Source organism: Cellulomonas terrae, assembly GCF_007990265.1.
In the GTDB taxonomy this organism is placed as follows: domain Bacteria; phylum Actinomycetota; class Actinomycetes; order Actinomycetales; family Cellulomonadaceae; genus Cellulomonas; species Cellulomonas terrae.
Genome location: NZ_BJWH01000013.1, coordinates 41,048 through 57,812, shown reverse-complemented (window position 1 = coordinate 57,812; position 16,765 = coordinate 41,048). Strand labels below are relative to the sequence as shown.

The 16,765-nt window shown below is 70.5% G+C and carries 14 protein-coding genes and 1 pseudogene; 4 read left to right on the top strand and 11 right to left on the bottom strand.

The window, feature by feature from the left end; translation table 11 throughout:
• The first annotated feature begins 94 nt into the window (after positions 1-94).
• Positions 95-565 carry a hypothetical protein gene (locus CTE05_RS12760; RefSeq protein ID WP_146846703.1) on the top strand — a complete coding sequence of 157 codons (471 nt, stop codon included), beginning with the start codon at positions 95-97 and terminating at the stop codon, positions 563-565.
• Positions 566-662: 97 nt separating this feature from the next.
• Here the strand turns inward: CTE05_RS12760 and nrdF are convergent, their stop codons facing one another.
• The 4 genes from nrdF to nrdH all read right to left on the bottom strand — a co-directional run bounded on the left by nrdF (position 663) and on the right by nrdH (position 4,556).
• Positions 663-1,637 carry a class 1b ribonucleoside-diphosphate reductase subunit beta gene (nrdF, locus tag CTE05_RS12755; RefSeq protein WP_146846702.1) on the bottom strand — a complete coding sequence of 325 codons (975 nt, stop codon included), beginning with the start codon at positions 1,635-1,637 and terminating at the stop codon, positions 663-665.
• 34 nt (positions 1,638-1,671) lie between these two features.
• On the bottom strand, positions 1,672-3,819 hold the full coding sequence (nrdE, locus tag CTE05_RS12750) for a class 1b ribonucleoside-diphosphate reductase subunit alpha (RefSeq protein WP_146846701.1): 2,148 nt from the start codon (positions 3,817-3,819) through the stop codon (positions 1,672-1,674).
• Positions 3,789-4,205: a class Ib ribonucleoside-diphosphate reductase assembly flavoprotein NrdI gene (nrdI, locus tag CTE05_RS12745; RefSeq protein WP_146846700.1), complete on the bottom strand. Its 417-nt coding sequence runs from the start codon at positions 4,203-4,205 to the stop codon at positions 3,789-3,791. The genes nrdE and nrdI overlap by 31 nt, the downstream gene beginning before the upstream one ends.
• A 105-nt stretch (positions 4,206-4,310) precedes the next feature.
• Positions 4,311-4,556, bottom strand: coding sequence for a glutaredoxin-like protein NrdH (nrdH, locus tag CTE05_RS12740; protein WP_146846699.1), 246 nt, complete (start codon positions 4,554-4,556; stop codon positions 4,311-4,313).
• A 468-nt stretch (positions 4,557-5,024) separates the two neighbouring features.
• Here nrdH and CTE05_RS12735 point away from each other — a divergent pair, with 468 nt between their 5' ends.
• The gene (locus tag CTE05_RS12735) at positions 5,025-8,204 is read left to right on the top strand and encodes an ATP-binding protein (RefSeq protein WP_146846698.1); all 3,180 of its coding nucleotides are present in this window, start codon (positions 5,025-5,027) and stop codon (positions 8,202-8,204) included.
• A 25-nt stretch (positions 8,205-8,229) separates the two neighbouring features.
• Here CTE05_RS12735 and CTE05_RS12730 read toward each other — a convergent pair whose 3' ends face one another.
• The 7 genes and pseudogenes from CTE05_RS12730 to dnaK all read right to left on the bottom strand — a co-directional run bounded on the left by CTE05_RS12730 (position 8,230) and on the right by dnaK (position 15,321).
• Positions 8,230-9,057, bottom strand: coding sequence for an ABC transporter permease (locus CTE05_RS12730; RefSeq protein ID WP_146846697.1), 828 nt, complete (start codon positions 9,055-9,057; stop codon positions 8,230-8,232).
• The gene (locus CTE05_RS12725) at positions 9,057-10,034 is read right to left on the bottom strand and encodes an ATP-binding cassette domain-containing protein (RefSeq protein ID WP_146846696.1); all 978 of its coding nucleotides are present in this window, start codon (positions 10,032-10,034) and stop codon (positions 9,057-9,059) included. The genes CTE05_RS12730 and CTE05_RS12725 overlap by 1 nt, the downstream gene beginning before the upstream one ends.
• Before the next feature lie 115 nt (positions 10,035-10,149).
• A pseudogene (locus tag CTE05_RS12720) lies at positions 10,150-11,219 on the bottom strand (aminotransferase class V-fold PLP-dependent enzyme).
• Positions 11,220-11,442: 223 nt separating this feature from the next.
• Positions 11,443-11,865, bottom strand: coding sequence for a heat shock protein transcriptional repressor HspR (locus CTE05_RS12715; RefSeq protein ID WP_146846695.1), 423 nt, complete (start codon positions 11,863-11,865; stop codon positions 11,443-11,445).
• 2 nt (positions 11,866-11,867) lie between these two features.
• Positions 11,868-12,830 carry a DnaJ C-terminal domain-containing protein gene (locus CTE05_RS12710; protein WP_146846694.1) on the bottom strand — a complete coding sequence of 321 codons (963 nt, stop codon included), beginning with the start codon at positions 12,828-12,830 and terminating at the stop codon, positions 11,868-11,870.
• A 71-nt stretch (positions 12,831-12,901) separates the two neighbouring features.
• Complete coding sequence (gene grpE / locus CTE05_RS12705; RefSeq protein ID WP_146846693.1) at positions 12,902-13,462, bottom strand: nucleotide exchange factor GrpE; 561 nt, start codon at positions 13,460-13,462, stop codon at positions 12,902-12,904.
• Positions 13,459-15,321, bottom strand: a complete 1,863-nt coding sequence (gene dnaK, locus CTE05_RS12700; RefSeq protein ID WP_146846692.1) for a molecular chaperone DnaK — start codon at positions 15,319-15,321, stop codon at positions 13,459-13,461. The genes grpE and dnaK overlap by 4 nt, the downstream gene beginning before the upstream one ends.
• 287 nt (positions 15,322-15,608) lie before the next feature.
• Between dnaK and CTE05_RS12695 the strand changes: the two genes are divergently transcribed.
• Together CTE05_RS12695 and CTE05_RS12690 are read left to right on the top strand one after the other, a co-directional pair.
• Complete coding sequence (locus tag CTE05_RS12695; protein ID WP_146846691.1) at positions 15,609-15,956, top strand: hypothetical protein; 348 nt, start codon at positions 15,609-15,611, stop codon at positions 15,954-15,956.
• A gap of 266 nt (positions 15,957-16,222) precedes the next feature.
• The gene (locus tag CTE05_RS12690) at positions 16,223-16,651 is read left to right on the top strand and encodes a hypothetical protein (protein ID WP_146846690.1); all 429 of its coding nucleotides are present in this window, start codon (positions 16,223-16,225) and stop codon (positions 16,649-16,651) included.
• Positions 16,652-16,765: the final 114 nt, after the last annotated feature.

Below are 16,765 nucleotides of genomic sequence, written 5' to 3'. Positions count from 1 at the left end.
GCGCCGAGCCAGGACGAGCGACACCGGTCGCGCTCGGTTCCCTCGGATGCGTTCCGTCGGCTCGCCTCAAGCCGGACGGGCACGCGGCCGACTCATGGCCATGGGACTCTTCCGTCGTCGTTCTCCTGCCCCCGCAACCGCGGCGCCCGCGTCGGTGCCGCCGAGCGTCGAGGGCGAACCGTCCGAGGAGCTCATGGCGCTCGCCGAGCTCGCGCTCGGACACGCGGTCACCTCGGTCGTGCCCGAGGGCGGCCCGCTCATCCCGTTCGCGATCATCGAGAACGCCGACGGCCATCGGGCCCTCAACCGCTTCATGGACGAGCTGACGGCCGCGCAGCAGCACGCCCGTGACCAGGTCAGGGTCGCGAGCACCGCCGTCCGCGCCGCCGTCGCGTGGGACGGGTACCTGACCCTGGACGGGCAGCGGCAGGACGCCGTGTTCGTGGAGGCGTCCGACCGGGGCCGGGCCAGCATCGTCGTCGCCCACCGGTACCGCGACGTGCCCGGCGCGGCCGAGCCGATCGGTGGTCCGGTGATGGTGGAGCGCGGCGGGCCGCTGCTCTAGTCCGATCGCCGACGCGTCGAGCAGGCCGGGCAGCCGGGAACGACCGAACGGCCGGACCCCGAGAGGGCCGGCCGTTCGTGCGCGTCGAGCGACGGGGTCAGAAGTCCCAGTCGTCGTCCTCGGTGTTCACGGCCTTGCCGATCACGTACGAGGAGCCCGAGCCGGAGAAGAAGTCGTGGTTCTCGTCGGCGTTCGGGGACAGGGCCGACAGGATCGCCGGGTTGACGTCGGTCTCGTCGCGCGGGAAGAGCGACTCGTAGCCGAGGTTCATCAGCGCCTTGTTGGCGTTGTAGCGCAGGAACTTCTTGACGTCCTCGGTCAGGCCGACGCCGTCGTAGAGGTCCTGCGTGTACTCGACCTCGTTGTCGTACAGCTCGAAGAGGAGCTCGAAGGTGTAGTCCTTGAGCTCGGCCTTCTCGGCGGCCGACAGCTTCTCGAGGCCCTTCTGGTACTTGTAGCCGATGTAGTACCCGTGCACGGCCTCGTCGCGGATGATCAGGCGGATGAGGTCGGCCGTGTTGGTGAGCTTGGCGCGGCTCGACCAGTACATCGGCAGGTAGAAGCCCGAGTAGAAGAGGAACGACTCCAGCAGGGTGCTGGCGACCTTCCGCTTCAGGGGCGAGTCGCCGCGGTAGTAGTCCATGACGATCTCGGCCTTGCGCTGCAGGTTCGGGTTCTCCTCCGACCAGCGGAACGCCTCGTCGATCTCCTTGGTGGAGCACAGCGTCGAGAAGATCGAGCTGTACGACTTGGCGTGCACCGACTCCATGAACGCGATGTTCGTGTAGACGGCCTCCTCGTGCGGCGTGATCGCGTCGGGGATGAGCGAGACGGCGCCGACCGTGCCCTGGATCGTGTCCAGCAGCGTCAGACCGGTGAAGACGCGCATCGTGAGCGTCTTCTCCTGCTCGGTCAGCGTCGCCCACGACTGCACGTCGTTGGAGACCGGCACCTTCTCGGGCAGCCAGAAGTTCCCGACGAGGCGGTCCCAGACGTCCGCGTCCTTGTCGTCGTCGAGGCGGTTCCAGTTGATCGCCGAGACGCGGCTGACGAGCTTGAGCTTCTCGCTCATCGGAGTGCTTCCTTCGTGTCGTTCAGAACAGAGGTCAGAGCATGCACGAGACGCAACCCTCGACTTCCGTGCCCTCCAGCGCGAGCTGGCGCAGGCGGATGTAGTAGATCGTCTTGATGCCCTTGCGCCAGGCGTAGATCTGCGCCTTGTTCAGGTCACGGGTGGTGGCCGTGTCCTTGAAGAACAGGGTCAGCGACAGGCCCTGGTCGACGTGCTGCGTGGCCTCGGCGTAGGTGTCGATGACCTTCTCGTAGCCGATCTCGTACGCGTCCTGGTAGTACTCCAGGTTGTCGTTCGTCATGAACGGCGCCGGGTAGTAGACGCGGCCGATCTTGCCTTCCTTGCGGATCTCGATCTTCGACGCGATCGGGTGGATCGAGCTCGTCGAGTGGTTGATGTACGAGATCGAGCCGGTCGGCGGGACGGCCTGCAGGTTCTGGTTGTAGATGCCGTGCTCCTTGACGAGCTCCGCCAGGTCGGCCCAGTCCTGCTGCGTCGGGATGTGCACGCCGGCCTCGGCGAAGAGAGCCTCGATCCGCGCCGTCCGCGGCTTCCACTCCTTCGAGATGTACTTCTCGAAGTACTCGCCGGTCGCGTACTTGGAGTCCTCGAAGCCGAAGAACTTCTGCTTGCGCTCCTGCGCCAGCAGGTTCGACGCACGGATCGCGTGGTACGCCACCGTGTAGAAGTACATGTTGGTGAAGTCGAGGCCCTCGTCGGACCCGTAGAAGATGCGCTCGCGGGCCAGGTAGCCGTGCAGGTTCATCTGGCCGAGGCCGATGGCGTGGCCGCCGGCGTTCGCCTTCTTGATCGACGGGACCGACTCGATGTCCGTCTGGTCGGAGACGCCCGTCAGGGCGCGGATGGCCACCTCGACGGACTTGCCGAAGTCGGGCGAGTCCATCGACAGCGCGATGTTCATCGAGCCGAGGTTGCAGGAGATGTCGCGGCCGACCGTCTTGTACGAGAGGTCCTCGTTGTACTCCGACGGCGTCGAGACCTGCAGGATCTCCGAGCACAGGTTCGAGTGCGTGATCTTGCCGGCGATCGGGTTGGCCCGGTTCACCGTGTCCTCGAACATGACGTACGGGTAGCCGGACTCGAACTGCAGCTCCGCCAGCGTCTGGAAGAACTCGCGGGCGCTGATCTTGGTCTTCTTGATCCGCGCGTCGTCGACCATCTCGTAGTACTTCTCGGTGACGTTGATGTCCGCGAACGGCATCCCGTACACGCGCTCGACGTCGTACGGCGAGAACAGGTACATCGGCTCGTTCTTCTTCGCCAGCTCGAACGTGATGTCCGGGATGACGACGCCCAGCGAGAGGGTCTTGATGCGGATCTTCTCGTCGGCGTTCTCGCGCTTGGTGTCGAGGAACCGGTAGATGTCCGGGTGGTGCGCGTGCAGGTACACCGCGCCGGCACCCTGGCGGGCGCCGAGCTGGTTGGCGTACGAGAACGAGTCCTCGAGGAGCTTCATCACGGGGATGACGCCCGAGCTCTGGTTCTCGATGTGCTTGATGGGTGCGCCGTGCTCGCGGATGTTGCTGAGCAGGAGGGCGACGCCGCCGCCGCGCTTGGACAGCTGCAGGGCGGAGTTGATGCCGCGCGCGATCGACTCCATGTTGTCCTCGATGCGCAGCAGGAAGCAGGAGACGGGCTCACCGCGCTGCGCCTTGCCGAGGTTGAGAAACGTGGGCGTCGCGGGCTGGAAGCGGCCGGACACGATCTCGTCGACCAGGGAGATCGCGAAGTCCTGGTTCCCCTCCGCGAGCGCGAGGGCGACCATGCAGACGCGGTCCTCGAAGCGCTCCAGGTACCGCTTCCCGTCGAATGTCTTCAGCGTGTACGACGTGTAGTACTTGAACGCGCCGAGGAACGTCTGGAAGCGGAACTTCTTGGAGTACGCGTACTCGAAGAGCGTCTTGATGAACGCGCGGTCGTACTGCCCGAGCACCTCGGGGTCGTAGTACTTGTTCTCGACGAGGTAGTCGAGCTTCTCGTTGAGGTCGTGGAAGAAGACCGTGTTCTGGTTGACGTGCTGCAGGAAGTACGCGCGCGCCGCCTCACGGTCCTTGTCGAACTGGATCTCCCCGTTCGCGCCATACAGGTTCAGCATGGCGTTGAGGGCGTGGTAATCCAGTCCCGACGTCTCTACGCGGGTATCTGCGACTGTCGTTGCCAAAATCTTCCCAATCCCTCACGGACGTTGTGCACGTCCTCGGTCGTACCCATGAGCTCGAAGCCGTACAGGTAGGGGACGTGGCACTTGGCCGCGATGATGTCCCCTGCGATGCAGTACTTCTCGCCGAAGTTCGTGTTGCCGGCCGCGATGACTCCGCGGATCAGAGCACGGTTGTCCTCGTCGTTGAGGAACTTGATGACCTGCTTCGGTACTGCGCCACCCTCGTTGCCCCCGCCGTACGTCGGCAGGATCAGCACGTACGGCTCGGAGGCGTGCAGGAACGGGTCCGTCGGGCGCAGCGGGATGCGCTCCGCCGGCAGACCGAGCTTCTGCACGAACCGGTGGGTGTTGTCCGAGGCGGAGGAGAAGTAGACCAGGGAGCTCATCGGCTGGATCCCCTCACCCTCGGGTCGTGCGGTGGTGCGTTCGAGCGCGGAGAAGCCCGCCGGATCGGCGCGGTGTCGAGACCGGCGCCGATCCGGGGAGTTTCGTCAGGCGACTGCCGTGGCCAGTCGGTCGGCCAGCGCCTTGATGCGGTCGGGGCGGTAGCCCGACCAGTGCTCGCCGTCGACGATCACGACGGGGGCCTGGAGGTGACCGAGCGACATCACGTAGTCACGCGCGTCGGCGTCCTCGCTGATGTCCACCACCGTGTAGTCGGTGTCGAGCTTGTCGAGCGCGCGGTAGGTCGCGTTGCACTGCACGCACGCCGGCTTGCTGTAGACCGTGATCGTCATGGTGGCTCCCCGTGTTCCTGTCTGCGGCACGCTCCCCCCGGAGCGTTCGCGAAGCTGTGATCCTCTGAAGCTGAAGGGCCCGTCCTGCGGGCCTGGCGTGGTGCTGGGAGCCTGCGGACCTGCCAGGAGCTCTCTGCACTGCGTCGTGACTAGACACTACACCTAGGGGTCCCACACGCAACGGACCACTAGGGGTTGTAGTGACAAGCGTGTCATTCTTCACCCTGTGGAGAAGTTCCAGGCTACCGGCCACCACTGACACAGCCCCGACCAGCACCGATGCGGGGCCGTGCACAGGCGTCCACAGGCACCCCCTCGGCGCCCACAACCTGCTCCACACGGCAGTCCACACCCGGGCCGTCCGGTTCGTCGGGAATGCCCGGCACGACACGCCCAGGACACCGCGACGGACATGCACCCGAACGGCTGACGGGGCAGCGCGTCGGCCCCGTGCGCGATGCTGTCCCGGTGCACATCACGACGCTCGGGGCGCTGGCCGTCGACGGTCGCCCGGTGCGCGGTGACCGCCTGGCGGCACTCGTCGGCGCGCTCCTCGACGCCCGCGGACGCGGCGTGTCGTCGACGGCCCTCGTCGAGGAGGTGTGGGACGGCCTTCCGCCCGACGACGCCTCCGGGGCCGTGCAGGCGCTCGTCTCGCGCGCACGACGGCTCGGGTTCGCGGTCGAGGCCGCCCCGGGCGGGTACCGGCTGCCGACGGACGGCCTGCGGATCGACGTCGTCGACGCGGAGGCGCTGCTCGCCGCGGGGCGCGACGCCCTCCGGACGGGCGACCCCGCCCGCGCGAGCGACCTCGGCCGGGACGCCCGCGGGCTGGTCCCGGCCGTCCCCGACCTGGACGATCCCGCCACCGCCCGCCTGCTCGCCGACGTGGTGACCCTCCAGGCGGAGGCGGGTCTCGCGCTCGGGCACGTCGAGGACCTGGTCGAGGACCTGCGCCGCTGCGCGCTGCGGACGCCGCCCGACGAGCCCCTGGTCGCGCTCCTCGTCCGGGTGCTCGCCGCGCAGGGCCGGGACGCCGAGGCGCTCGCGGTGGTCGAGCGGGTGCGCACCGAGCTCGCCGACCGGTACGGCACCGACCCGTCGCCCGTCGTCGCGCAGGCGCACCTCGCGCTGCTGCGCGGTGAGCTGGGCGTCGCGACGTCCACACAGTCCCGGGCGGTCGTGGCGCTGCCCGGTCCGTGGCGACGGCCCGCGACGGTGCTGGTCGGCCGCGACGACGACGTGGCACAGGTCGAGGCGTCGCTGCGGGCGTCGGCGCTGGTCACGGTCGTCGCGACCGGCGGGGCGGGCAAGACGCGCCTGGCCGGGGAGGTCGCGCGCCGGGCGGCCGCCGCGGGGCGGTCGGTGCGGGTCGTCGAGCTCGCCGGGCTGCGCTCCCCCACCGAGGTGCTGCCCGCGGTGCTGGCGGCGATCGGGGGGTCGGACGCGACCGCGGCGCGCGCGGACATCTCCGCCGACCGCCGGCTGCTCAGCCCCGAGGACCGGCTGCGGCTCGCGGCGCAGGACCTCGACGGGATGCTGGTGCTGGACAACTGCGAGCACGTCCTCGACGCCGCTGCGGTCGTCGTCGGTGACCTGCTCGCCGTCGCCTCGCCGGACGTGGTCGTGCTGGCGACCAGCCGGGCGCCGTTGGGCCTGGTGGGCGAGTCCGTGCACCGGCTGCGGATGCTGCCCGACGCCGACGCGCTCGGGCTGCTGGAGTCGCGGGCCCGCGCCGGACGCGCCGACCTCGCGTGGGACCAGGTGCGCGCGCTCGAGCTGTGCCACCGTCTCGACAACCTGCCGCTCGCCCTCGAGCTCGCCGCCGCACGCCTGCGGTCCATGACCGTCGACGACGTGCTCGCCGGCCTGACCGACCGGTTCGCGCTGCTCGACGACGCCCTGCGCGGGCTGCCCGACCGGCACGCGAGCCTGTGGGCGATGGTCGACTGGAGCCGTGAGCTCCTGGACCCGGCCGACCGTGCGCTGGTCCAGCGGCTGGCGGTGGTGCCGGCGCCGTTCACCGCCGACACGGCGGCCGCGGTGTCGGGGGCGGACCCGGCGACGGTCCGACGCGGGCTCGCGACGCTCGTCGAGCAGTCGCTGCTGAGCCTCGACGAGGGCGACGGCGGACCGGCGCGCTACCGGATGCTCGAGACCGTCCGGGAGTACGGCGAGGTCCGGCTGGACGCCGCGGGCGGGCGCGGTGCGGCGATGGACGGGCTCGTCGGCTGGGCGGCGGCGACGGCGGTCCGGCTGGGACGGGACTTCGTCGGCGCCGGCCAGCTGGTGGCGTTCGACCGGTGCGCCACCGAGCAGGAGACGCTGGTCGCGGCGCTGCGGTGGGCCGTCGACCACGGCGACGAGGCGGGTGCCGTCGACATCGCGAGCGCCCTGTTCCACCTGTGGAGCGTGCGGGGGCTGCATGTCGAGTGCGTCCAGTGGGCGGTGCGGCTGCTGCTCGTCGACGACCCTGCCGCGCGCCGCACGTCGACGCTGTTCCGGGGCGCCGCGTCCGGCCGGCCGCTGCCCGACGCGGACCGGACGACCGCCGCGTGCCTGTACGCGGCCGTCAACGCCGGGGTCACCACCTCCCTGCGGCACGTCGCGCTCGCGTGGCGGGCGATCCGGCGGGTGCTCGCCGAGCGGCCGGAGCAGGTGTCCCCGCGGATGCGCGCGCTCGCCGCCGCCATGCCGTCGCTCGGCTCCCCCGACGTCGACGAGAGCCTCGCGGCCGCCGAGCGGATGGTCGAGGCGGACGACGACTTCCTGCAGGCCCTCGGGCTGTTCATGCGGGCCGCCGTGCGGGAGAACTCCGGGGACCCGTCGATGTCCAGCGCCGACGCCCGCGAGGCCTACCGCCGGTTCCAGGCGATCGGCGACCACTGGGGCATGGGGATGGCCGCGCAGGGCATCGGCCAGTGGGAGAGCGCCCGGGGGGGTACGGACACGGAGGCGTGGCTCCGGGAGAGCATGGAGCACCTCGAGCTGGTCGGGGCGATGCAGGACGTGCGCAGCATCCGGGTCCAGCTGGACCTGCAGCGTGCGCTGCAGGGCAGCGAGGAGGCGGCCGCCCAGCTGCGGGAGGTCGCGACGTCGACGCAGTCGGACGACGTCGACGTCGCGCAGGCCCACCTCGGGCTCGCCCAGCTGGCGGCGCAGGCCGGGCGGGTGCAGGAGGCGATCGACCACGCCGAGGCGACCGCCGCACTGATCACCGCCGAGCGCGTCCCCATCCCGCAGGCCCGCGTGGTCTTCCTGGTGGCGATCGCGGTCACGCACCTGCGCCTCGCCCCGATGCCCGGCGTGGACACGACCGCGTCGGCCGACCGTGCGGTCGAGCTGCTCGGCGCGGCGACGACCGACGCCGTCGGCACGACCGACATGCCGGTGCTCGGCACGTGGGCGCTCGGGTTCGCGGAGCTGGCCGCCCACCGGGGAGACGTCGACCGCGCCCGCGAGCTGTGGGCGCTCGGGACGCGGCTCGGGGCCAACCTCGTGATGTTCTTCCAGCTGGGGATCGGAGGCACGACCGCCGAGCTCATCGGCGACGAGGCCACCCGCGAGGCGCTGCTCGCCCGGTGGCGCGCGCTTCCCCCCGGGCAGGCCGCCGCGCGGGTCCGCACGCTGACGGCCGACGCCGGCTGAGGCGACCTCAGCCGGCGTCGCCGGGTCAGACCTTGCGGCGGTAGGCCCGCATCGCCAGCGGCAGGAACACCGCGACGAGCCCGACGCACCAGGCCAGCGTCCAGTACACGCTGTCGCCCATCGGCGTGCCCAGGAAGAGCCCGCGCATCGACTCGACCAGGTGGGTCAGCGGGTTCCACGCGACGAACGTCTGCATCCAGTCCGGCAGCGTGCCCGCCGGCACGAACACGTTCGACGCGAAGCTCAGCGGCATGATGATCAGGAACATGATCCCCTGCACCGCACCGGACGTCCGGACCTTCATCCCGACGAACACGGACACCCAGGACAGCGACAGGGCGAACACCACGGCGAGCAGGCAGCCCGCGACCGCGCTGAGCGGGTCGGTGAGGATCCGGAACCCCATCAGGTAGCCGATGGACAGCGTCATGACGGTGACGATGACGTAGCGGACCACGTCGCCGAGCACCGCACCGATCAGGGGCGACGACCGCGGGATGGGCAGCGACTTGAACCGGTCGAACATGCCCTTCTCCAGGTCGGTGTTGAGGTTCACGCCGATCGCGATGGCCCCCGTCGCGATGGTCTGCGCGAGGATGCCGGGCAGCAGGAACTGCAGGTAGGTCTGGGTGTCACCCGCCACGGCGCCGCCGAAGATGTAGACGAAGATCACCAGGAAGATCGCCGGCTGCAGCGTCACGTCGATGAGCGCCTCGGGCGTCCGCCACGTCTTGATGAGGCTGCGCTTGGCCAGCGACAGCGAGTGCCGGAGCAGCGGGAACGGCTTGCGCTGGACCGTGGCGGCCGACGTCGTGGTGAGGCGCGGGGCACGGGGCTGGGTCAGCGTGGTCATCAGGCCACCTCCTTCGTGGTCGTGTCGTCCTCGGAGGCCGTACGGCCCGTGAGCGAGAAGAACACCTCGTCCAGGCTGGGCAGGTGCAGGGAGAGCTCGGTGACGCCGATGCCGGCACTCGCCAGGCGGGACACCGTGGCGGTGAGCGCGGAGTCGTCGGCGACCGGGACCGCGAGGACGCCCTTGCGGATCTCCTCCGGCCCGCCGGTGCCCGTGGACACCTGGCCGAGGATCGTCGCGGCCTCCGCCATGCGCGTCAGGTCCGACGGACGGACCTCGAGCGTCTGACCACCGACCACGCGCTTGAGGCCCTCGGGGGTGTCGTGCGCGATGACGCGACCGTGGTCGATGACCGTGATCTCGTCGGCCAGCGCGTCCGCCTCCTCCAGGTACTGCGTCGTCAGCAGCACGGTCGATCCGTCCGTGACGAGCGAGCGGACCACGTCCCACATGTCCTCGCGCTTCGACGGGTCCAGGCCGGTCGTCGGCTCGTCGAGGAAGATCACGTCCGGCCGCCCGACGAGGCTCGCGGCCAGGTCGAGCCGGCGGCGCATGCCCCCGGAGTAGGTCTTGGCGGGGCGGTCGGCCGCCGCCGTCAGGTCGAACCACTCGAGCAGCTCGGCGGCACGGGCACGGGCGCCGACGCGGCCGAGGTCCAGCAGCGTGCCGAACAGCACGAGGTTCTGCCGGCCCGACAGGTCCTCGTCGACGGAGGCGTACTGGCCGGTGAGGCCGATCGACTGGCGGACGCGCTCGGCGTCCTTCACGACGTCGAAGCCCGCGATCCGGGCGTGCCCCGAGTCGGGCTGCAGGAGGGTGGACAGGATGCGGACCGCCGTCGTCTTGCCCGCCCCGTTGGGGCCGAGCACGCCGAGGACGGTGCCGCGGGCGACGGCGAGGTCGACGCCCTGGAGGGCCTTCGTCTCGCCGAAGTGCTTGACGAGGCCTTCTGCCTCGATCACCAGGTCGTGTGTCATGGCTCCAGGCTGGTGGACCGCGCTGACAGGCCACCGACACGTGCCTGACACGGCCGTGTCGGCGCCGGGACGTCCGAGGAGGTGAGCGCCGGAGCAGCCACCTCCTCGGACGTCGTCAGCGCAGCGCCGAGAGCAGGCGGTCGAGCTCCTCGTCGGACGTGTAGTAGTGCGGGCTCGCGCGGACGACCTCCGTCAGGCCGCGGGCGCCGAAGTCGAGCTGGGCCGACGAGATGCGCGTGACGCTCACGTTGACGCCCGCAGCGGCGACCCGGGCGCGGACCTCGTCGGCACGCAGCCCGTCGACCGTGAAGGTGACGATCCCGGACTTCCGGACCCCCTTGTCGCGCACCGTGACGCCGAGGGTCCGCGCCAGGTCCTCGCGCAGCCGCGCGGCGAGCCCGGTGACGCGCTCCTCGATCGCGGGCAGACCGAACGACAGCGCGTAGTCGACGGCCGCACCGAGCCCGAGGTTGTCGGCGATCGACCGCTCCCACGTCTCGAACCGCAGCGCACCCGGCACGACCTCGAACGTGGTCGGTGACGTCCACGTGGCCGCACCGAGTCCGAGCACGGGCGGCACCAGGCTGTCCGTGATCGCGCGGGACGCGTAGAGGAAGCCGGTGCCTCGGGGTCCGCGCAGGAACTTGCGGCCCGTCGCGGCGAGCAGGTCGCAGCCGAGGTCCGCGACGTCGACGTCGAGCTGACCGACCGACTGGCACGCGTCGAGCAGGAACGGGACGCCGCCCTGCGCGTCAGCGCGCCGACCTCCGCAGCCGGGTTGACGACGCCGCCACCGGTCGGGACGTGCGTCAGCGCGACGAGCGCGACGTCGCTGTCGAGCCGCCGCTCCAGCTGGTCCAGGTCGACCTGGCCGTGGTCGTCGTCCTCGACGACCTCGAGGGTCGCACCCGTCCGCTCGCACGCCTGGAGGAGGGCGATCGCGTTGCTGATGTACTCGGTGCGCGCCGTGAGGATGCGCTGGCCCGCCTTGAGCGGGATCGACGAGAACGCCACGTTCCAGGCGGTCGTGGCGCTCTGCACCAGCGCGATCTCGTCCGGCTGCGCACCGATCAGCCGAGCGACCGAGCCGTACACGTCGGCCACTCGCGCCTCGGACTCGGCCTCCGCCTCGTACGGCCCGATCTCCGCCTCGCGCCGCAGGTGCGCGACGACCGTGTCCGTCACGACGCTCGGCCGCAGGGCGCCGCCGGCGTTGTTCAGGTGGGCGACATGCTCGATGCCGGGCGTGTCACGGCGGGCGCGTTCGAGATCGATCGTCACGCTCAGGAAGTCTAGGCAGCAACCGCTCTGCGAACGTCCGAGAAAGTGCGCGCCGGGACCCCCCCTCCCTCGGACGTCCGCACTCCGGCGGGGTCCAGCGCGCGCGAGTGCGGACGTCGCGGAGGGGTCAGCGGTTGGTGGGGCGCCAGAGGACGACGGCGGCACGGTCGGCCGTCGTCGTCGGGCGGCGGCTGCGGGATGCCGTGCGGTTGACCGCGACGACGTCGCCGCGGGGGTCGGCGGTGAAGATGCGGCGACCCGGGTCGACGAACGCGCGCAGGTACTCGACCTGCCGCTTCAGCTGCTCCAGCTCGGCCTCGAGCTCGAGGATCCGCTTGATGCCGGCCAGGTTGACGCCCTCGTCCTGCGACAGCCGCTGGACCTCGCGCAGGGTCGCGATGTCCCGCAGGGAGTACCGCCGGCCTCGGCCGCTCGCGCGGCTGGGGGTGACCAGGCCGAGGCGGTCGTACTGGCGCAGGGTCTGCGGGTGCATGCCCGCCAGCTCGGCGGCGACCGAGATGACGTAGACCTTCGCGTCCTCGGTGGGCATGGCTACTTCTTCGCCGCGTCGAGCAGGTCTGCGCGCACGTCCTGTCCGGACGTCGCGATGCCGAACGCCTGGACGGCCTCCCGGGCGGCGGAGCTGAGCCGCTGCGGGACGACGACCTGGACGGTGATCAGCAGGTCGCCCTTGCTGCCGGGGACGCCCTTGCCCTTGACGCGCAGGACGCGGCCCGACGGGGTGCCCTCGGGCACCTTGACGCGGACGGTGGAGCCGTCGAGCGTCGGCACCTCGATCGTGGCGCCCAGCGCGGCCTCGTCGAACGCGACCGGGACGGTGATCCGCAGGTTCTCGCCGTCGATCGAGAACACGGGGTGCGGGGTGACGCGGACGGTGATGACGAGGTCGCCCGCAGGCCCGCCACCGGCGCCGGGGCGGCCCTTGCCGCGCAGCCGGATCTTCTGGCCGTCGCGGACACCGGCGGGGATGCGTGCGTTGACCGTGCGGCCCTCGACGTTGAGCGAGACCGTCGACCCCTCGACCGCCTGCCGGAAGGGCAGCGTCGCGCTGGTGGCCAGGTCGGCGCCCTGCTGCGGGCCGAACCCGCCTGCTCCCGCGTTGCCGAACAGCCCGCCCAGCAGGTCCTCGAAGCCGGCCGCGCCGCCCGGCGCGTTGGTGTACCGGACGCGACCGCCCGGCTGCCCGCCGCCGAACATGCCGCCGAAGACGTCCTCGAACCCGGCGCCGCCGCGGCCGCCCGCCGTGAAGCGCGGACCGCCCGCCATGGCCCGCAGCTGGTCGTACTGGCCGCGCTGCTCCGGGTCGGACAGGACCGCGTAGGCCTCGCCGACGTCCTTGAACCGCGCCTCCGCCTTGGCGTCCCCCGGGTTGTGGTCCGGGTGCTCCTGGCGCGCGAGCTTGCGGTACGCCTTCTTGATGGTGGCGGCGTCGGCGTCCTTGGGCACGCCGAGGACCGAGTAGAAGTCCTTCTCGAGCCAGTCCTGACCGGTCACGCCGCTCCTTCCTTGGTCTTCGTCCGAGGTCCCGCGGATGACCCGCGGGACCTCGGACGCTACTGCGGTTCTTACGCCTCGGGGTCCACGACCGCGACGCGGGCCGCCCGGATGACCCGGTCGGGCGTGCGGTACCCCGGCTGGAGCACCATCTGCACGGTCGACTCGGTGACGTCCGCGGAGTGCGAGTGCATGAGCGCCTCGTGCACCGCGGGATCGAACGCCTCCCCGACCTCGCCGTAGCGGACCACGCCGAACCGGCCGAGGGTGGCCTCGAGCTTCTCGGCGATGGAGACGAACGGCCCGGTGAGGTCACCGTGCTGGCGGGCCAGCTCGATGTCGTCCAGCACCGGGATGAGCGCCTCCACGATGGTCTGCACCCCGCGCTCGTGGGCGGCGAGGGCGTCGGCCTTCGACCGCTTCACGAACCCGGAGTACTGCTGCTCGAGGTTGTAGTAGGCCGCCTGCGACCGCTGCAGCTCCTCGAGCCGCTCGGCCGCGAGCTTCTCGACGGCGACGAGACCCTCGAGCACGACCTCCTCCTCGGCCGAGGCCGCGATGGACTCGGCGTCGGCGAGGATCTGCTCCTCGGGCGTCAGCTCGTCACCGGGCTCGTCGGGAGTCGTCGTCACTTGCGCGCCTCGTCCTCGTCGTCCACGATCTCGGCGTCCACGACGTCCTCGTCGGCCGTCGTGTCAGCCGCGGGCTGCTCGTCGGCCGGCGCGTTCGCCGCCATGTTGTCCGCCGAGTAGATCGCCTCGCCGATCTTCTGGCTCACCGCGAGCAGGGCCGCGTGCTTGGCCTTGACCTCGTCGAGGTCGGTGCCCGCGAGCGCCGTCTTCAGCTCGGTGACGGCCGTCTTGACCTCGGTCGTGACGTCCTCGGGGAGCTTGTCGGCGTTGTCGGCCAGCAGCTTGTCGGTCGAGTAGGCGAGCTGCTCGGCCGTGTTGCGGGTCTCGGCCTCCTCGCGACGCGCCTTGTCCTCGGCGGCGTGCTCCTCGGCCTCGCGCACCATGCGCTCGATGTCCTCCTTGGGGAGGGCCGAGCCGCCGGTGATCGTCATCGACTGCTCCTTGTTCGTGCCGCGGTCCTTGGCGGACACGTGCACGATGCCGTTCGCGTCGATGTCGAACGTGACCTCGATCTGCGGCACACCACGCGGCGCCGGCGCGATGCCGGTGAGCTCGAACGTGCCGAGCGGCTTGTTGTCCCGCGCGAACTCGCGCTCGCCCTGGAACACCTGGATCAGCACCGACGGCTGGTTGTCCTCCGCCGTCGAGAAGATCTCGGACCGCTTGGTGGGGATGGCCGTGTTGCGCTCGATGAGCTTGGTCATCACGCCGCCCTTGGTCTCGATGCCGAGGCTCAGCGGGGTGACGTCGATGAGCAGGACGTCCTTGCGGTCGCCCTTCATGACGCCGGCCTGCAGCGCGGCACCGACGGCGACGACCTCGTCCGGGTTGACGCCCTTGTTGGGCTCCTTGCCGCCCGTGAGCTCCTTGACGACCTCGGTGACCGCAGGCATGCGGGTCGAGCCGCCGACGAGGACCACGTGGTCGATCTCCGACAGCTTGATGCCCGCGTCGCGGATGACCGACTGGAACGGCGCCTTGGTGCGGTCGAGCAGGTCCTGCGTCATCTGCTGGAACTGCGCGCGCGTGAGCTTGGTGTCCAGGTGGACCGGGCCGTTCTCGCTCATCGACAGGTACTGAAGCGAGATGTTGGTGCTCGTCGCGGACGAGAGCTCCTTCTTGGCCTGCTCCGCCGCCTCGCGCAGACGCTGCACGGCGATCTTGTCCTTGGCCAGGTCGACGCCCGTGGAGTTCTTCACCTCGGAGACGAGGAAGTCGACGATCCGGTTGTCCCAGTCGTCGCCGCCGAGCCGGTTGTCACCGGACGTCGCGCGGACCTCGATCGTCGAGAAGCCGTCGTCGTCCTTGCCCACCTCGAGGAGGGACACGTCGAACGTGCCGCCACCCAGGTCGAAGACGAGGATGAGCTCGTCCTCCTTGCCGCGCTCCAGGCCGTAGGCGAGGGCGGCGGCGGTGGGCTCGTTGATGATGCGCAGGACGTTCAGGCCCGCGATGGCGCCCGCGTCCTTCGTGGCCTGGCGCTCGGCGTCGTTGAAGTACGCCGGGACCGTGATGACGGCCTCGGTGACGGGCTCGCCCAGGTAGGCCTCCGCGTCACGCTTGAGCTTGGAGAGCACCCGCGCGCTGATCTCCTGCGCGGTGTACTTCTTGTCGTCGACCGTCTGCGACCAGTCCGTGCCCATGTGGCGCTTGACCGACGTGATGGTGCGGTCGACGTTGGTGACGGCCTGGCGCTTGGCGATCTCGCCGACCAGCACCTCGCCCGTCTTGGAGAACGCGACCACCGACGGCGTCGTGCGCGACCCCTCGGCGTTGGCGATGACCGTGGGCTCGCCGCCCTCGAGGACTGCCACCACCGAGTTGGTGGTGCCGAGGTCGATGCCGACTGCTCGTGCCATGTGCGTGCCTTCTTTCGTGTCGTCCGTGGGTACAGGTCTCGCTCTTGAGTCCGACTGGCTCAAGTCTGCGTCGGCTGCGTGCCGTGCGCAAACTCGGGGCGGTCGAACTTGAGTCTGTTGGGCTCAACCTTGGGCGGGCGGGATGCATTCCCTGACCTGCCCGACCTCGTGGCGGCACTACTGCTGGCACGGTTGTTGTGGTTTCTCCGTTCCACGACGGTGCGCGACGTCGACCAGGACCGCTTGTCACGCTCGCGTCCGATCCGCTCGATCCCGTCCTCGCAGGGATGCGGCACTACGACGGGCTCTACTGGAGCAGCACAACCCGCTGCCACCTGGCATACGAGAGCCTGATGGAGCGCGATCGCTTCCTCTGGGTGGACTTCGATCCGGACGTCGAGTGGATCAGCGCCCAACCCATGGCGCTGCTCATCCCCACCGACGAGCGCCTCCTGAAGCGCATCCCCGACATCCTGCTTCGACGCACCGACGGGTCACTCCTCGTGGTGGACGTCAAGACTGCTCTCGTCAGCGTCCAGGCACTGCGGTCCGCCGCGACGCAGGTGCAGCGCTGTCTGCTGGTCGCGCTCGACGTGAAGACCGCCCGCTTCTGGGAGCGGGCTTTGACGCCGTAGCCGAAAGGCTGCCGGTGCTCGACTGCTCGACGCCCCGCCGACTCACCCGGCCAAGGCGCCGTCCGCATTCCCTGGGCCGCTGATCATTGCTGGTCGCAGCCATGACGTGCGGCCAAGGCGAACCCATCGCGCGCCGTCCCGCCTCTGGCGGGCGCCGGACGCCACGCGGGGAGCACGCCCGTCGCGGTGCTCCCGGACGGCGCAGAGTCAGCGGTACCGGCGCGCAGCACTCCGCGTCTCCGTCTGGTGTCCTCTACGTTGTCCCGGTGGAGCCGGACCCGCCGACGCGCGCGGACATCGAGGAGCAGTGGCTCAGCGCCCTCGCCGGTTCGCGCACCGTGGAGCAGGTGTCCAGGTGGGCCGAGTTGCGGCTCGACGCCGCGCCTGACGTCGAGGAGCTGGTGCTGCAAGGGCTCTTGGCGCTCCAGAGACTCAGGCACAGCGACCTCCCTGCCGCCGACCTGAGCCGCCTGATGTCCGACGAGCTCACGGCATGGCGGCGAGAGCTGCAGCGCTACGACGACGATCCGGACGGGTGGGATCGCCAGCATCTCCGCAGGATGATCACCTCCTTCGCCCGGTCTCACGGCGACGACCGGGCACGGGTCTTCGGCGCCAAGCTCGTCCGGCACTATGGCCTGCGACCGGAGGACGTCGACACCGCGTTGCTCGCTGCGCGCATCGACGACACCTGACGGACCGGTAGTAGTAGAGCGCGCCAGACCAGGCCACGGAGCAGCAGCGCAGCTGGTAGGTCGCTTGTCGTGATCACGCATCCGAGCCAGCAGTGCATCGCCCGGTGACCTGGG

Excerpts from the sequence above, each read along its gene's own strand:
- CTE05_RS12760 (WP_146846703.1), top strand. The coding sequence starts at position 95 with ATGGCCATGGGACTCTTCCGTCGTCGTTCTCCTGCCCCCGCAACCGCG.
- nrdF (WP_146846702.1), bottom strand. The coding sequence starts at position 1,637 with ATGAGCGAGAAGCTCAAGCTCGTCAGCCGCGTCTCGGCGATCAACTGG.
- nrdI (WP_146846700.1), bottom strand. The coding sequence starts at position 4,205 with ATGAGCTCCCTGGTCTACTTCTCCTCCGCCTCGGACAACACCCACCGG.
- nrdH (WP_146846699.1), bottom strand. The coding sequence starts at position 4,556 with ATGACGATCACGGTCTACAGCAAGCCGGCGTGCGTGCAGTGCAACGCG.
- CTE05_RS12730 (WP_146846697.1), bottom strand. The coding sequence starts at position 9,057 with ATGACCACGCTGACCCAGCCCCGTGCCCCGCGCCTCACCACGACGTCG.
- CTE05_RS12725 (WP_146846696.1), bottom strand. The coding sequence starts at position 10,034 with ATGACACACGACCTGGTGATCGAGGCAGAAGGCCTCGTCAAGCACTTC.
- CTE05_RS12715 (WP_146846695.1), bottom strand. The coding sequence starts at position 11,865 with ATGCCCACCGAGGACGCGAAGGTCTACGTCATCTCGGTCGCCGCCGAG.
- dnaK (WP_146846692.1), bottom strand. The coding sequence starts at position 15,321 with ATGGCACGAGCAGTCGGCATCGACCTCGGCACCACCAACTCGGTGGTG.
- CTE05_RS12695 (WP_146846691.1), top strand. The coding sequence starts at position 15,609 with ATGCGGCACTACGACGGGCTCTACTGGAGCAGCACAACCCGCTGCCAC.